This is a genomic window from Chryseobacterium sp. C3, from assembly GCF_014218905.1.
Taxonomy (GTDB): Bacteria; Bacteroidota; Bacteroidia; order Flavobacteriales; family Weeksellaceae; genus Chryseobacterium; species Chryseobacterium mucoviscidosis.
Genome location: NZ_JACLCU010000001.1, coordinates 446,930 through 462,415, shown reverse-complemented (window position 1 = coordinate 462,415; position 15,486 = coordinate 446,930). Strand labels below are relative to the sequence as shown.

The window sequence follows — 15,486 nt, the reverse complement described above, 5'->3', positions numbered from 1 at the left end:
CTTACTCTTCACATCGTTAGAATTTATAAATTAATTCAGCAACAAAAAGCCAAAAGCGAGAAGCTAATGGCTAATTGCATTTTTTTTTATTTCAGTAAGTCAGCTACGTATGGTAGTAACGCCAAGTGTCTTGCTCTTTTGATTGCAGCAGAAACTTTTCTTTGGTATTTTAAAGAAGTTCCTGTGTATCTTCTTGGTAAGATTTTACCTTGCTCGTTTACGAACTGTAATAAGAAATCAGCATCTTTGTAATCTACGTGCTTAATTCCGTATTTTTTGAATCTACAATATTTCTTTTCAGATTTTGTATTGATATCAAGCGGAGTAAGGAATTTTACTTCAGATTCTCCTCCAGCTGAGGCTTGTTTAGCCATTTCGTCTATTGCCATTGTCTTGTCTTTTAAAAATAGGGTTAATAATTAAGCTTTAGCTGCTTTTACTTTTGCTCTTCTAGTTACAGCATAGTCAACAGCGTGTTTGTCTAGTTTTGTAGTAAGGTAACGGATTACTCTTTCGTCACGCTTGAATGCCAATTCTAAATCAGCAACTACAGAACCTTCACCTTTAAACTCGATTAAAGTGTAGAATCCGTTCTTTTTCAATTGGATCGGGTAAGCTAATTTTTTTAATCCCCAGTTTTCTTTAGCAACGATTTCGCAGTTCTTTTCTTTAATAAGATCTTCGAATTTTTTCACTGCTTCCTCCACCTGTGCATCAGATAGAACGGGAGTTAAAATGAAAACAGTTTCGTAATTGTTCATAATGTTAAAAAATTTGTTAATTATTTCGAGGTGCAAAAGTAGAGAATATATTTGTAATATGCAATACGAGAGCAAATGTTTCTGAAAAATTGTTGGTGGTGAATTGTTGTCAGTTCACGGTTTTTGATTGTTGTTTTTTATAAATGAACTTTAAACCTCAAACCCTGAACTCTAAATACTATCGTCTTTTCTGATCTCCGTTAAAAAATTCACTTTGATGACATCGTATAAAGAATGTCGGCTTACCAAAATGGAGGCAATGGAAGACACCATTCCGGCTAACATAAGATGAAATATTAAAGAATGTCTGTCGGTCATTTCCAGAACGATGATTGCCGATGTAAAAGGTGCTCTTGTAATTCCCGTTAAAAAAGCAACCATTCCTGCCAAAACAACAACATTGGTTTCATTCGGGCTTAAATGAATGAATCCTGAAATTACAGAACCAATACTTGCTCCGGCTGTTAAAGCAGGGGCAAAAATTCCTCCGGCACCGCCGGAAGTGAAGGAAAGGGCAGGACCCAACATTCTTAAAACCGGAACGTACCAGTCTTCATGTTTTTCTGAAGTAAAAAGAACGCGTTCCATGATTTCTTTTCCGGAACCCAATATTTCCCGGTTAATAAAAAAAGCGATAGAAGCTATAATTAGAGCGCAGAAAATTAAAAATGCTACGTTCGCACGGTCTGTTTTAAGTTTTCTTTTTTTCCAGTCATTCATTTTCAGCATAGTTACGGAGAGCTGACTGGCTAAAATTCCGGCAATTCCGCCTACTAAAATAATGGGAAACATGACCATTAAAGAAACGTCGTTTGTTTTTGGATATCCCAAATACAGGTAAGAACCTGCCAAAGTCTGCGCCGTTAAACCCGCAATGATAACTGCGGTAAACAGAGCGGTTTTAAAGTAATTGATATGGGTTTTGGAAAGTTCTTCCACAGCGAAAACAATTCCGCCTAAAGGTGTGTTGAAAGCCGCTGCGAGTCCCGCTGCTGCACCCGTCATAATCATATTTTTCTTTGAAATTTTCGGCCACCATTCGGGAAGGTATTCGTTTACTTTTCTGAAAACAGAACCTGCAATCTGAATCGTAGGACCTTCGCGACCGACTGCACCGCCTCCGATGACCAGAATAACAGAAGAAAGAATTTTAAAAACAATAATTTTTAAGCTTAGTAAACTTCGGATCTTTTTATGTTCTTTCGGGTTGGCTAATTCTACGGCTGCCATCACCTGAGGAATTCCGCTTCCTTTTGCATTCGGGGCAAATTCTTTTACGAGCCACCACGATACGACAAAACCAATCGGGGCAATTATGAAGATCATCCACGAATGCCAATCCAGAATAAAATGCAGAAGATTTTCTCCCCATGCAAAAATTTTGGCATACATCACCGCTACAAATCCCGTAATCACAGAGCCGATCCAAAAAGGAATTGCCTGAAGCAGATTGTACTTCAGTTGTTCGTTTCGGATGTTGTCGAAAGATTTTTTTAGAGATCTTCGGATGATGACTATTATTTTCAGCATTAAATGGTTTGTCGCAAGATTGATGATAAAAATAAGGAATTTATATTTCTTCTAAAAATTTTGAAACCATTAAAGCATTTTGTACGGAAAGTTCTTTAGGCAAGGCGAAGCTTAATAAGTCGTTTTTAATTTCCAGCTTAAAATCTTCATCAGGAAATGATTTTATAACTTCTTTTCTTCCGGAGTTTAAAAAGGATTGGGTTTTAAAAGGATCGCTTCCCAAAACATAAAAATCTTTAAAATCACGGTCTTTAAAATTAACAGTAGAGCTGCTGAATATTCCTGCAATTTTATCTGCCCATTTCTTTCTGTTGACTGAAATAAATCCAAAATCATCGCTTAATTTTTTCATTCCCCAGATTTGCAGACTGTCGTACGAAGTTGTTGTGCGTGCTCCTTTTGCGTTGGTTCCTATTTTGCTGACGATAAAGAGATAAAAAGAATTTTGTCTGTTTTTATCAGTAATGAAATAGCCTATTTTGGGAGCAAAAAGCGGTATTTCTTCACCGGAATTAAATTCATGAAAAGGGGAGTCTTTAATTTCAATAACGGCAATATCGTAAATTTCAAAAAGGTTGTCATAAACCTCGAAAATCAGATTTTCTTCTTCTTTTGAAAAGTCGAAAAGTTTTTTAACATTGAGTTTTCTGAAATCCAGTTCCACGGTGAGAAGGTTTTTAAAATTGTTTTAAATTTAAATATTAATGAGTAGATTTACACAAAAACGGGAAAAAGTTTATAAAAACGTGATGAATATTTATAAAAATAGAGATCAGCTACTGAAAAAAACTTCTACAAATGTGATATTGGTTTTTATGTTTTTTCTCCTTTCGCATATTCTGTTTTTACAGCGTTATGATTTTTTATCAAATGAATTTTTAAATAATTATATTTATCTGATAATCATTAATATGCTAATTATTCTTATAAGTTCTGCAGTAACAACAGGTAAAGAAATCAGAACGGTGTACGTTATAATTCTTATTTGTATGTTTATTTTTCTTATTATTTACAGCTTGTTTTTAGTATTGTTATCAGGATTGGCTAAAGCGCATATAAATGGCTATTAAAATTTGGAATATCATTTTATTAATTCTTATTGGAGGATTAATTATCGGAATTTTTTTGAATGAAACTGCCTATAAAAGATTTGACAGATCAGATTATTATATTTATGTTGAAAACGAAGAGGATATAAATACAGTACTTCTGGAAAATATGTTCATAAACAAAGATGATACTATTAATATTCCCAATGGGGAAAATCATTTATCGGTAAATGAAAAACTTCTGCCTAAAAAACTTCATTTGCTTTGGTTCTGTTTTGAGGACAACAAATTTTATGAATTCAATGGAGAAATTGATGATGACCTTGTCAGGAAAAACATTGAAAATAGCGAAAATTTTGGGCTTACCTTTGGAAAACATGGAGTATTTGCTGTAAAAGCTAACTATAAAGTAACACAAAAACTTAGGGGAACTGCAGTTTTAAAGCCTTGGTTTAATAAAGATGTAAATAGAGATGTCGCAGTATTCTTTGCTCAGAATAAAATAAAAATTACCCCATATCTTACTATAAAAAGCGGCTCCGAGTTTTCAGGAATAGAATTTAGTCCCGTGACTTATAATTATTTATCAAATTCATCTTACTCAGCAGATACACTCATAAACAGAACGTTTTTGTATGAAAATAGACCTCTTACAATACGCCCCTTTGATAAAATTGATCTTAAAGTCACTAAAAATGCCGGAATGAAACCTAAGTCGGAAGAATATTTTTTTGCGCCAGTTTTAAGAATGAAAATAGATCTAGATCCTGATCAGCTATATGAAATTTTAAAAAACAAATCTACAGATCATTTTGATCTACACATTGATCTTGATAAAAATGACAGTCTGAAAAGTATTTATCTGTCCAATCAAAAAGAAAATTTCAAGTTAGATACTGAAATAAAATACGAGTTAGAATCTAATCAATAAGAAATATTGCTAATAAAAAACCTCCGAAAAAAATCGAAGGCTTTATATTGTAAAGATATTTTGATAAGCTTAATATGACAATTACATCACTTATCATTCATCATTTATAAATTATATTTCCGTATTCAGATCCCAGTTTTCAAGGTAATCATGAACATGTTTTAGCATCATTCCGCCTAAAGAACCGTCTACAACTCTGTGGTCGTATGAGTGAGACATAAACATTAAGTTTCTGATAGCGATTACATCTCCGTCCGGAGTTTCAAGAACGGCTGGTTTTTTAACTATAGCTCCGATTGCTAAAATTGCAACCTGAGGCTGAGGAATAATCGGAGTTCCCATTAAGTTTCCGAAGCTTCCTACGTTAGAAATTGTATATGTTGCACCCTGAGTGTCTTCAGGTCTTAATTTTTTGTTTCTTGCTCTGTACGCTAAATCGTTGATCGCTTTTGCCAATCCTGAAAGTGATAACTGATCTGCGTTTTTGATAACAGGAACGATAAGGTTTCCATCCGGTAAAGCTGTTGCCATACCGATGTTGATGTTTTTCTTTTTGATGATGTTTTCTCCGCTGATTGACACGTTGATCATAGGGAAATCCTGAATCGCTTTTACAACTGCTTTCACGAAAATCGGCATGAACGTCAGTTTTTCACCTTCACGTTTTTCAAAAAGAGATTTGTTTTTATTTCTCCATTTTACAACGTTCGTAACGTCTGTTTCGATGAAAGAAGTTACGTGCGGAGCAATCTGCTTCGCTTTTACCATATTTTCAGCGATAATTTTTCTCATTCTGTCCATTGGAATGATCTCATCACCTGCAGCAGCGGTAATCGTAGCAGCCGGAGCTGAAGTCGCAACCGGTTGTGGAGCAGGTGCAGTTTGTACCGGAGCTGCCTGTTGAACTGGCTGGTTTCCTCTGTTTTTAACGTACGCTAAAATATCTTCTTTGGTAATTCTTCCTTCCAGACCGCTTCCTTTGATGGTTTTAAGTTCGGTTTCAGAAATATTTTCCTGCTGTGCGATAGATTTTACAAGCGGTGAAAGATAAAGGTCTCCCGAAAACTCTGTTGAAGCAGCTACTTTTAAAGGCTCTTCAATGGTTTTTAATATTTCCGCGTCCGGAGCAGCCGCCGGAGTTTCCGTTTTTACTTCTTCAGAAGCAGTGTTTCCGCCTTCTCCTTCAATTTCTAAAATAGCAATGGCTTCACCTACTTTTGCAACTTCGTCTTTCTGTTTCAAAATCTTTACGATTTTCCCCGAAACGGGTGTCGGAACGTCTGAATCTACCTTATCTGTTGCAATTTCTACTACGGAATCATCCTCTTTTACGCTATCACCTTCGTTGAACAACCAGGAGATAATTGTCGCTTCCATAACACCTTCTCCCATGGACGGAAGCAATAATTTGTATTCTGCCATTTTTAATTTTTAGATTTTGACAAATATATAAAAAAAATCGATTTTTTTATGAAATATTAAATTTTAGAAAAATTCAATGTAAATATTTTCGCCCACGTTAAGTCCAAACAGGGATTTTGCCCCGTTTTTTCTGCTTCCTTTGTAGATGGTAAGCTCCAAAAGCTGACTGTCATTGAAGATTGCAGCAGACTGCCCGTGAAATTCTGTTTCCCGATCCCAGTCCGAAACCACTTCCGTATGACTCGAAAAGACTCTTGAAAGTGCTAAGTTTCTGAATTTTATCGTGAAACTTTCGTATCCTTTTGAGATGGTTTCAAAAAAATCTTTATTAATATTTGAGATTATATTTCCGAAATTATCAATGTAGGTAACTTCTCCGATGATCATCTTTTCGGATTCATTGTAAACAGGTTTCGGAAACAGAAGCTGTTTTGCAGAGTCTATTTTTCTGCCGATTACTTCGGGAAGTCCTCCGTTTGCCAGATGAACGGCTGCAGGAACAAAAACGTCCGTAGAAGTAAAATTAACGATATCGTCGAAACGGTTGTTCAAAGTGATTTCATAGATCGCTTCAGGTTTAATATCAAAAAAGATTAAACTTAAAACGCCGTTATCCGCCGCCAGAAAGTAATGTCCGTCGGATTTATATAAAATATTTTTCCTGTTTCTGTTATGAAAACTGTCTACGGAAACAATATGTATGGTGCCTTTCGGAAAATGTTTGTATGCATTTCTTACGATGTAAGAGGTCTGTATAAGGTTAAAAGCCTGTATTTCGTGACTAATATCAACAATATTAACCTTCTGATTCAGAGAAAGAATGCTCCCTTTTACAGCGGCGACTCTGTAATCCAAATTTCCGAAATCTGAAGTGAGGGTTATAATTGACATTGATGGTTGTATAGAATGATAGAAATGCAAATTTATCTAAAATAAAAGGAATGCCGGAAAAATTATGGAAAAGAATTTGATATAAATTTCAAAAAAAGCTTTAAATTTAAAATCTAAAATTAATAATAATACTGCATGTTTGAATTGACATATGATCTTGAGGATATCGATGCGAAAATCTTCTACGGAGTAAACAACCAATTTTTCAACCTTATAAAATCTACTTTTCCCACTCTTAAAATCACTGGAAGAGATCACTATATTTTTGCGATGGGCAATCAGGAAGCTTTGGACATTTTTAAGAAAAAGCTCGATGATATTGTCAATTTTATTTCAAAAAATAATTCTATAGACCTGAAAGATGTTGAAAATCTTCTGAATATTAAAGATGAAAACGAAAAGCAGCTTGTTTTCGATCAGGATATCATTGTAAAAGGTGTTAACGGTAAAATCATCAAAGCCAAAACCACCAATCTTAAAAAACTGGTTAAGGAAACCGAGAAAAAAGATATGGTTTTTGCGATTGGACCTGCCGGAACGGGAAAGACGTATACGAGTGTGGCTTTGGCGGCAAAAGCTTTGAGGGATAAAACCGTTAAAAGAATTGTTTTAACAAGACCTGCCGTTGAAGCAGGGGAGAGCTTAGGGTTTTTACCGGGCGATCTTAAAGAAAAGCTGGATCCGTACTTACAGCCTTTGTATGATGCGTTACGCGACATGATTCCGCATGAAAAACTGGAAGGTTTTATAGAAAAGAAAGTGATTGAAGTGGCTCCTTTAGCGTTTATGAGAGGAAGAACTCTGGATGATGCCTTTGTAATTCTGGATGAAGCTCAAAATACAACACATTCCCAAATGAAAATGTTTTTAACGAGAATGGGGATGAATGCTAAATTTATCATCACCGGAGATCCGAGTCAGGTGGATTTACCTCCGAAACAGCAATCCGGATTAAAGGAAGCCATGAGAATTCTGAAGGATGTAAAAGAAATCGGATTTGTTCATTTAACAGAAGAGGATGTAGTAAGACACCCTGTTGTAAGAAAAATTATTCTTGCCTACAATGATGAGGAAAAAAGACAGCGAAACGATTAAACAATTTATCATAATATAATTGAAAAGCAGATTAACAGGTGTTGATCTGTTTTTTATTTTTTAAACACTTTATTGTAATCATTTTGATATTTAAAAAAAAGTGTTATTTTTGCGACTGATTAATAAAAAAACTATTAACTATGAAGAAATTATTTCTTTTGACAGCAGTCGCTGTTATGGGATTGAGCGCAAAAGCTCAGGAATTCAGATTCGGACCTAAAGCAGGATATTCTTATTCAACTCTTAAGCTTAAAGACAACTCAGATTCTGAAACATCAGATCCGTTACATACTTTTTACATCGGAGGTATTGCAGAATATAAAGTAAGCGACAGGTTTGGTTTACAGGGGGAACTTTTATATTCTCAACTTGGAGGGAAACTGAATATTGCAGAAGTTGATCCTAGTGATCCTACCAACTTTTTCAATGTTAAGGCAAAACAGACTTACCATACTTTATTGATTCCTGTTTCTGCTAAATATTTCATTACTGAAGGTCTTTCGGTTTCTGCAGGTGCAAGTTTTGGAGTTATCCTTTCTGCTAAACAAAAATATTCTGCAGATTTAGGATTAGGCGGTGTTATTCCGGGATTCGAAATCAACAGCAGCGATGAAGTGGATATCAAAGATCAGTTAAATACTTTGAATATTGCTCCATTCCTTGGTGCTGAATATATGCTGGAGAACGGATTATTCTTTGATGCAAGATACAATATGGGAGTATCTAATTTGGCAAAAGACGCTTCAAACGGAGAAAAGTTAACTAACAGCTTTTTACAGGTTGGAGTAGGATTCAAATTCGGAGGGAACTAAGAATTTATTCTCATAAAAAAATTAAAGCGGTACAGAATTTGTACTGCTTTTTTTCTGTATAAAATGCTACCACATTTTTATCATTAGAAAATTCAAAATTTAAAATTATTAAAATGAAAAAACTATTATTATTAGGTGCTTTTGCATTTCTGGGAGGTCTTACGCAGGCTCAGGAAGGTTTCAGACTGGGAGCTCATGTAGGTGCTCCGCTTGGAGATGCATCCGATGCGGCAAGTGTAACTCTGGGATTGGATGCAGCATATATGTGGAACATTACTAAAGGTCTTGATATTGGTGCTGCTACAGGATATTCACACTTTTTCGGAAAAGATAATGTAGATGATTTTGGTTTTGTTCCTATTGCTGTTTCCGGAAAATACAGATTTAACAAGATTCCTTTGTTTGTAGGATTGGATCTTGGAGCAGGAATTTCTACCAGAAACTATATCAACAGCGGATTGTATGTAGCGCCGAGAGTAGGATATCAGATGAAGAATACAGAACTGTATTTAGGATTTCAGAGTGTAAGCAGTAAATACAAAGGTCGTGGTCCTTATTGGTACGGTGACGACAGATTTAACTTCGGAGCGGTGAATTTCGGGGTAAATTTCTTCCTGAAGTAAAATTTTTTAAAATCAACTATAATGAACTCCGATTGCAAAATTGGAGTTTTTTTATTCAAAAAATTGTGAAAACGCTAAAAGCCTTTATTTAATAGCTTTTATTGTTGAAAATTGCTAAAAAATACCGATGATATTAATCACATTAACAAATTTTAATATTCACAGCCGTCACTGTAAATTTGCCGTCAGAAAGTATTAAAATTATTAAAAAAATGAAAAAGGTATTATTAGCAGGTGCTATTGCACTTTTCGGTTTATCTAATGCGCAAATCGCTAAAGGAACTACATATGTATCAGGAACTTTAAATTTTGCTGCAAGCGAAGATAACAATACAAATATCAAAACTAGTGATTTAACATTAGTTCCTACAATCGGACATTTCGTTGGAACAAACGTAGCAGTTGGAGTTGGTGTAGGTTATGCTTCAAGCGTAGCAAAAAACGAAGGTGCTGTTACTACAACTAAAAACACTCTTTCTGCATTTGTAGTAGAGCCTTTTGCAAGAAAATACTGGACTTTAGGTGAGAAATTCTACATCTTCGGTCAGCTTTCAGTACCAATGGCTTTCGGAAACGATAAGCGTGAGACTACTTTTGCAAACGCAACAACTACTACAGAAGAGAAATTCAATTCTTTCGGTGTTGCTGTGAAGCCAGGTTTAGATTATTTCTTAAACAAAAACTGGACTATCGAGGCTACTATCGGAGAATTCGGATACAGCAACTTCAAATACAAGAATGCTAAAAGTGTAGATAACTACAACTTCGGTCTTGATTTGGCTTCTGTTGGAATCGGTGTAAAATATGTTTTCGCAAAATAATAAACAAAGCATATAAACTAAAAAGTCCTGAGTTTTCTTGGGACTTTTTAATCTTTTAAAAATCTTTTAAAAATAAATTTTATAACTATGAAAAAACTATTATTAGCTGGTGCAATCGCATTTTTCGGATTATCTAACGCTCAGATGACTAAAGGAGACTGGGTAATCAGCGGAAACACAGGAATTGGTTTCAACAATATGGAAACTAAAACTAAGGTAAACGGTGAAACGTATGACGGTGTTAAAGTAAGCACTTTCGCTGTAACTCCATCTTTAGGTTATTTTGTAATTGATAAATTAGCTGTTGGGATTGATTTAGGTTTTACAAGTGTTACAACAAAAGATAGCGGTGATAAAAATACTGTTTCCAGCTTTTCTGTAATGCCAACTGTAACTTATTATTTTGCGAACAGCAGCAAAGTGGTTCCTTTTTTGGTAGCGGGTATTGGTTATGCTTCAAGCAAAACAAAAGAAACTATTTCAGGAACTTCAACAGATTATACTGCTGATGGTTTAGCTTGGAAAGTGAAAGGAGGAGTTACTTATATGGCAACTCAGTCTTTAGGGATTAACTTAGGAGTATCTTTCGATCAGTTCTCGAACAAAGAAACTTATTTCGGTACTGAATTTAAGAACAGAGTAAATACTTTCGGGGTAAACTTAGGTTTCTCTTATTTCATCAAAGCTAAGGCTCAGAAATCTGATAAATAATTCAATTTCTTTCATTACGATAAACAAAAAATCCGGTTCAGATATGAGCCGGATTTTGTATTTGTAAAACTTAAAGTCTTAGAACCATTCTTTTTGGTTTTGAACATAAGTTCTGTCAAATTCTTCATCAGATTTTGTAAGGTAGATGATCCCTTCAATTAATCCAATAAGACCTCCGATGCAAAGAAGGCTTAAAAGAAGTTGTATAATTCCTGCTTTCGTATAGCCTAAGTAGAATTTGTGTACTCCGAATCCTCCTAAAAGAATTGCTAAAATTCCAGCAGTTACTTTTTTTTCTGATTTGTAAGGTTGGTTGTAGTTCCCTTGTTTTTCGTTAAGTTCCATAATAATTATTTTTTAATCGTTTTTTTTGTGTTTTATTTGCCGAACATTCCGCCCATTCCAGGCATATTTGGCATTTTGCTCATCATCTGCATCATCTGTTTTCCTTGAGGACCCTGCATCATTTTCATCATTTTACCCATCTGATCGAATTGCTTCATCAATTGGTTAACATCCTCAATTTTTCTTCCTGCCCCTTTTGCAATTCTGTTTTTTCTCTGGGTGTTGATGATAGAAGGTTTTCTTCTTTCTTCAGGAGTCATAGAGTAGATGATTGCTTCAATATGTTTAAATGCATCATCGCTGATCTCAACATCTTTAATTGCTTTTCCAACACCAGGAATCATCCCCATCAAATCCTTCATATTCCCCATCTTTTTGATCTGGTTGATCTGTTTTAGGAAATCATCAAATCCAAATTCGTTTTTAGCGATTTTCTTGTGAAGTTTTTTCGCTTCCTCTTCATCAAATTGCTCTTGAGCTCTTTCTACTAAGGAAACAACGTCTCCCATTCCTAAGATTCTGTCTGCCATCCTTTCCGGGTAGAAAAGATCCAAAGCTTCCATTTTTTCTCCTGTAGAAATAAATTTAATCGGCTTTTCAACAACAGAACGGATCGTTAAAGCGGCTCCACCACGAGTATCACCGTCTAATTTCGTTAAAACAACCCCGTCAAAATTCAAAGCATCGTTAAATGCTTTAGCCGTATTTACCGCATCCTGACCGGTCATTGAGTCAACAACAAATAACGTTTCATTCGGCTTGATAAAATAATGAACCGATTTAATTTCGTTCATCATCTGCTCGTCAATCGCCAAACGACCTGCAGTATCCACAATTACAACATCATGACCGTTTGATTTTGCAAAATTGATCGCGTTTTCAGCAATTGTGGAAGGATTTGTAGAGCCTTCTTCCGTGAAAACCGGAACCCCGATTTGTCCGCCTAAAACTTTAAGCTGATCGATCGCAGCCGGACGATAAACGTCACACGCAACCAAAAGAGGTTTTTTATTTCTTTTTGTTTTTAAATAATTTGCCAGTTTTCCGGAGAAAGTAGTCTTACCGGATCCCTGAAGTCCAGCGATAAGAATTACAGAAGGCTTTCCTGAAAGATTAATACCTTCCTGAGAACCACCCATCAGATCTACCAGCTCATCGTGAACGATTTTCGTCATCAGCTGTCCCGGAGTAAGCGATGTAAGAACGTCCTGTCCTAAAGCTTTATCCTGAACTCTTTTGGTAAGATCTTTTGCAACTTTATAATTAACATCGGCATCCACCAATGCTCTACGAATTTCTTTTACGGTTTCCGCAACGTTGATTTCCGTGATTTTTCCACGTCCTGAAATATTATGCAGCGCTTTGTCTAATTTATCCTGTAAACTATTAAACATATGTATTGTAAATTATAGGTTTGCAAAAATAAGGAAATTTTTAGGATATAAAACCGTCTTCGACGTAATATTATATATAAGGAATAAATTTTATCAGATGATAAAAATCAAATGTTATCAAAATCCGATAGAAAAAGTCTATTTTTGTGTTTAATTAAAATCAACCTAATAACTGTTAGGCAGAAATTAAATTTAAAATGAAAGCTAATCCAAATATTCTGGTTACAATATTGTTTTTTTTAACATTTTTAATTCATTTCTCATTATGGAAATTTGTTTTCCATCTTGATGAAATCATAATTGTTAAGTTTTATCTTTTTTTAAGCCTAATGTTTATGATGATGATTACACTAATTGTTTTAATTAATAAAATAGTTCCGCAGTTTTTAGGGCTTTCGGTTATTGGCTTGATTTTATTGAAATTTTGTTTAATGTATTTGATAAGAAAGAAATTAAACTTAGAAACAATTCCTGATTACAAATATCATTTTATTGTACCTTATTTTATCCTTACAGCCTTGCTTACGTACTATGCGATCAGGCTGATTAATTATGATAAAAAACAGGAAAATTAATTATTGAAACTTAAAAAAATATTATATTTTTGCACAACGAAAAAAACCTATCAATGTTTAAGAAATTCGCAGTTTTATTCTACAGTATTTTTGTGTTAAACTTAGTGTCTGCACAGCATGGTGAGGCTACTGCTAAGGCAGGTCCTGCTACTACAGAGCTTTCAGAGAAAGACAAAGTAACTAAAGAAAACAAAGAGTTCATCGATCATCACTTATTGGATGCTCATGACTTTACATTGATGGTGGATAAAGAAGGTCACCACATCGGTTTTCCTCTTCCTGTTATTTTTTATGATAATGGATTCCATGCTTTTATGAGTAATAGCAAAGAAGGATTTATGCATGGAGAAACTACAGAAGTAGATGGATCTTATTATAAATTACATCACGAAAAAATTTATAAGACTGATGCAGCTGGGAAATTATCTTTCGATAAAGACGGACATCCAGAAAATGAAAAGCCTTTAGATCTTTCAATCACTAAAAGTGTTTTAATTATTTTCCTAGTGGCGGTTGTTATGTTTTTGTTATTTACTGCGATGGCAAGATCTTATAAAAAATCTCAGGTTCCTACCGGTGTCGCTAAATTCTTAGAGCCATTAGTGATTTTTGTAAGAGACGAAATTGCGATCCCTAATATCGGACATAAATATAAGAGATATATTGGTTATCTTTTGACAGTATTTTTCTTTATACTGTTCTTGAATGTGTTAGGTTTAATGCCATTCGGAATCAATGTTACAGGTAATATTACTATGACGTTCTTTTTGGCAATCCTTACTTATTTAGTTACCACATTTTCTGGGAACAAAGATTATTGGAAACATATTTTCTGGATGCCTGGAGTTCCTGTTCCAATGAAGTTCATTATGTTGCCAATTGAATTGTTAGGAACTTTGACTAAGCCATTCGCTTTAATGATTCGACTTTTTGCCAACATGACAGCAGGACACATTGTGGTGATGACATTGATTGGTTCAATTTATATTTTCAATAACTGGATTGCAGGAGTAGCATTTCCTTTCTTAACATTAGTTATCTATTTATTAGAAGTTTTAGTAGCGTTCTTACAGGCTTATATATTTACAATGCTATCTGCTTTGTTCATTGGAATGGCAGTTGAGGAGCATGAACATGAACATCATGCAGCTCACTAATTAAAAATAAAATAAAGTAAACAAATTTTTTAAAATTATATATTATGGAAATCCCTAGAATTATTGGTGCAGGTCTTATCGTACTTGGTGTAGGTATCGGTCTTGGTAAAATCGGAGCTGCTGCTCTTGAAGCTATTGCTAGACAACCTGAGCAATCTGGAAAAATCCAAACTGCAATGCTTATTGCAGCTGCACTTGTAGAAGGTGTTGCTTTCGCTGCGTTATTCGCATCATAAGCTAAAAAAAAACAAAACATTGTTGTAGCGGTTGGCTACAACAATGTTAATTTTAAAAAAAAGTAATAATTATTTATACATTTATATAATGGAATTAATTCATCAGTTTTCATCAGGATTATTTATTATCCAGTCTGTTATCTTTCTGGCATTGTTATTCTTGTTAGGTAAATTCGCTTGGAAACCTATTTTAAAATCTATTAATGATAGAGAAACTTCTATTGTTGACGCTCTTAATCAGGCTACTTTGGCAAGAAAAGAGATGGAAACTTTAAAAGAGGATAACGAAAGAATTATTCGTGAAGCTAAAATCGAAAGAGATGCCATCCTTAAAGAAGCAAGAGAAATCAGAGATAAAATCGTAGGTGAAGCTAAAGATGTTGCTAAAGTAGAAGGAGATAAAATGATTGAAGCAGCTAAGCAAACCATCAATGCTGAGAAAAATGCTGCTATGGCAGATATCAAAACTCAGATCGGTGTTTTGTCTGTAAATATTGCAGAATCTATCCTTAAGCAGAAGTTAGACAATAGCGAAGCTCAAAACGAATTAGTTCAAAATTATTTAAACAAATCAAACCTTAACTAAGAATGCTTACATCTAAAGTAGCTAAAAGATACGCACAAGGTTTACTTGACTTCACCAACGAATCAGGTCAAACGGCTACTGTATTTTCTGAAATGAAAGATGTAGTAAAGATCATGAAAGAGTCTGCAGACTTAAACAAATTCTTCATGACACCTTACATCGATTCTAAAAATAAAGTAGAAGTAGCAAACGAAATTTTCAAAGGTTTATCCGTTTCTTCAAAGAACCTGATTACTTTGGTAATCAAGCACGGTCGTGAAAACCAGTTGAAGAATATTGCTCAGGAGTTTATCAACAAAGTTGAAGATATCAATGGAGTACAGAGGGTAACGGTAACTACTGCGACGCAGCTTTCAAAAGAAAACCTCGAGGAAATTTTAAGAAATTCCAATCTTGTTAACACCGCTGCAAACTTTGATTTGCAGTTGAATATAAAGCCTGAAATTTTAGGAGGTTATATTTTAAGAGTTGGAGACCAGCAAATAGATGCTTCTGTGAAGTCTAAACTTAATCAGGTTAAAAAAGATTTTAGCTTAAATTAATTCAA

General features: G+C 34.6%; 19 protein-coding genes. 11 read left to right on the top strand and 8 right to left on the bottom strand.

Annotation, left to right across the window (positions count from 1 at the left end):
• Nucleotides 1–86: 86 nt before the first annotated feature.
• From rpsR to H6W53_RS02110, 4 genes are all read right to left on the bottom strand, one after another.
• Complete coding sequence (gene rpsR / locus H6W53_RS02125; protein ID WP_002979091.1) at nucleotides 87–389, bottom strand: 30S ribosomal protein S18; 303 nt, start codon at nucleotides 387–389, stop codon at nucleotides 87–89.
• Nucleotides 390–419: 30 nt separating this feature from the next.
• Nucleotides 420–761 carry a 30S ribosomal protein S6 gene (rpsF, locus tag H6W53_RS02120; RefSeq protein WP_029293501.1) on the bottom strand — a complete coding sequence of 114 codons (342 nt, stop codon included), beginning with the start codon at nucleotides 759–761 and terminating at the stop codon, nucleotides 420–422.
• A 171-nt stretch (nucleotides 762–932) separates the two neighbouring features.
• Nucleotides 933–2,291, bottom strand: a complete 1,359-nt coding sequence (locus tag H6W53_RS02115; protein ID WP_185204674.1) for a chloride channel protein — start codon at nucleotides 2,289–2,291, stop codon at nucleotides 933–935.
• A 40-nt stretch (nucleotides 2,292–2,331) separates the two neighbouring features.
• Nucleotides 2,332–2,955: a hypothetical protein gene (locus H6W53_RS02110; RefSeq protein WP_185204673.1), complete on the bottom strand. Its 624-nt coding sequence runs from the start codon at nucleotides 2,953–2,955 to the stop codon at nucleotides 2,332–2,334.
• Nucleotides 2,956–3,350: 395 nt separating this feature from the next.
• On the opposite strand from H6W53_RS02110, the gene H6W53_RS02105 reads away from it, so the two are divergent.
• Nucleotides 3,351–4,271, top strand: coding sequence for a hypothetical protein (locus tag H6W53_RS02105; RefSeq protein WP_185204672.1), 921 nt, complete (start codon nucleotides 3,351–3,353; stop codon nucleotides 4,269–4,271).
• 111 nt (nucleotides 4,272–4,382) lie between these two features.
• Here H6W53_RS02105 and H6W53_RS02100 read toward each other — a convergent pair whose 3' ends face one another.
• Nucleotides 4,383–5,693 carry a dihydrolipoamide acetyltransferase family protein gene (locus H6W53_RS02100; RefSeq protein ID WP_185204671.1) on the bottom strand — a complete coding sequence of 437 codons (1,311 nt, stop codon included), beginning with the start codon at nucleotides 5,691–5,693 and terminating at the stop codon, nucleotides 4,383–4,385.
• 63 nt (nucleotides 5,694–5,756) lie between these two features.
• On the bottom strand, nucleotides 5,757–6,584 hold the full coding sequence (locus H6W53_RS02095) for an S-adenosyl-l-methionine hydroxide adenosyltransferase family protein (RefSeq protein WP_185204670.1): 828 nt from the start codon (nucleotides 6,582–6,584) through the stop codon (nucleotides 5,757–5,759).
• A 135-nt stretch (nucleotides 6,585–6,719) separates the two neighbouring features.
• On the opposite strand from H6W53_RS02095, the gene H6W53_RS02090 reads away from it, so the two are divergent.
• The 5 genes from H6W53_RS02090 to H6W53_RS02070 all read left to right on the top strand — a co-directional run bounded on the left by H6W53_RS02090 (nucleotide 6,720) and on the right by H6W53_RS02070 (nucleotide 10,646).
• The gene (locus H6W53_RS02090; protein ID WP_087710390.1) at nucleotides 6,720–7,679 is read left to right on the top strand and encodes a PhoH family protein; all 960 of its coding nucleotides are present in this window, start codon (nucleotides 6,720–6,722) and stop codon (nucleotides 7,677–7,679) included.
• A gap of 140 nt (nucleotides 7,680–7,819) precedes the next feature.
• Nucleotides 7,820–8,491, top strand: coding sequence for a porin family protein (locus H6W53_RS02085; protein WP_116098898.1), 672 nt, complete (start codon nucleotides 7,820–7,822; stop codon nucleotides 8,489–8,491).
• Between the two features lie 113 nt (nucleotides 8,492–8,604).
• Nucleotides 8,605–9,114 (top strand): hypothetical protein, encoded by a 510-nt coding sequence (locus H6W53_RS02080; protein WP_087710386.1) that lies wholly within the window; start codon nucleotides 8,605–8,607, stop codon nucleotides 9,112–9,114.
• Nucleotides 9,115–9,326: 212 nt separating this feature from the next.
• The gene (locus tag H6W53_RS02075; RefSeq protein WP_116098899.1) at nucleotides 9,327–9,935 is read left to right on the top strand and encodes an outer membrane protein; all 609 of its coding nucleotides are present in this window, start codon (nucleotides 9,327–9,329) and stop codon (nucleotides 9,933–9,935) included.
• Between the two features lie 87 nt (nucleotides 9,936–10,022).
• The gene (locus tag H6W53_RS02070) at nucleotides 10,023–10,646 is read left to right on the top strand and encodes an outer membrane protein (RefSeq protein WP_185204669.1); all 624 of its coding nucleotides are present in this window, start codon (nucleotides 10,023–10,025) and stop codon (nucleotides 10,644–10,646) included.
• Between the two features lie 78 nt (nucleotides 10,647–10,724).
• Here the strand turns inward: H6W53_RS02070 and H6W53_RS02065 are convergent, their stop codons facing one another.
• Both H6W53_RS02065 and ffh read right to left on the bottom strand, forming a co-directional pair.
• Nucleotides 10,725–10,991 (bottom strand): TM2 domain-containing protein, encoded by a 267-nt coding sequence (locus H6W53_RS02065; RefSeq protein ID WP_076390057.1) that lies wholly within the window; start codon nucleotides 10,989–10,991, stop codon nucleotides 10,725–10,727.
• 32 nt (nucleotides 10,992–11,023) lie between these two features.
• Nucleotides 11,024–12,385: a signal recognition particle protein gene (ffh, locus tag H6W53_RS02060; protein WP_100375478.1), complete on the bottom strand. Its 1,362-nt coding sequence runs from the start codon at nucleotides 12,383–12,385 to the stop codon at nucleotides 11,024–11,026.
• A 431-nt stretch (nucleotides 12,386–12,816) separates the two neighbouring features.
• Between ffh and H6W53_RS02055 the strand changes: the two genes are divergently transcribed.
• The 5 genes from H6W53_RS02055 (at nucleotide 12,817) to atpH (ending at nucleotide 15,481) form a co-directional block, all read left to right on the top strand.
• A complete protein-coding gene (locus H6W53_RS02055) occupies nucleotides 12,817–12,960 on the top strand; it encodes a hypothetical protein (protein WP_185204668.1) in 144 nt (47 codons plus the stop codon).
• A gap of 53 nt (nucleotides 12,961–13,013) precedes the next feature.
• Nucleotides 13,014–14,117 carry a F0F1 ATP synthase subunit A gene (gene atpB, locus H6W53_RS02050; protein WP_185204667.1) on the top strand — a complete coding sequence of 368 codons (1,104 nt, stop codon included), beginning with the start codon at nucleotides 13,014–13,016 and terminating at the stop codon, nucleotides 14,115–14,117.
• Nucleotides 14,118–14,161: 44 nt separating this feature from the next.
• On the top strand, nucleotides 14,162–14,353 hold the full coding sequence (gene atpE / locus H6W53_RS02045) for an ATP synthase F0 subunit C (RefSeq protein ID WP_027384648.1): 192 nt from the start codon (nucleotides 14,162–14,164) through the stop codon (nucleotides 14,351–14,353).
• Nucleotides 14,354–14,441: 88 nt separating this feature from the next.
• Nucleotides 14,442–14,939 (top strand): F0F1 ATP synthase subunit B, encoded by a 498-nt coding sequence (locus H6W53_RS02040; RefSeq protein ID WP_185204666.1) that lies wholly within the window; start codon nucleotides 14,442–14,444, stop codon nucleotides 14,937–14,939.
• 2 nt (nucleotides 14,940–14,941) lie between these two features.
• Nucleotides 14,942–15,481: an ATP synthase F1 subunit delta gene (atpH, locus tag H6W53_RS02035; RefSeq protein ID WP_185204665.1), complete on the top strand. Its 540-nt coding sequence runs from the start codon at nucleotides 14,942–14,944 to the stop codon at nucleotides 15,479–15,481.
• Nucleotides 15,482–15,486 lie beyond the last annotated feature (5 nt).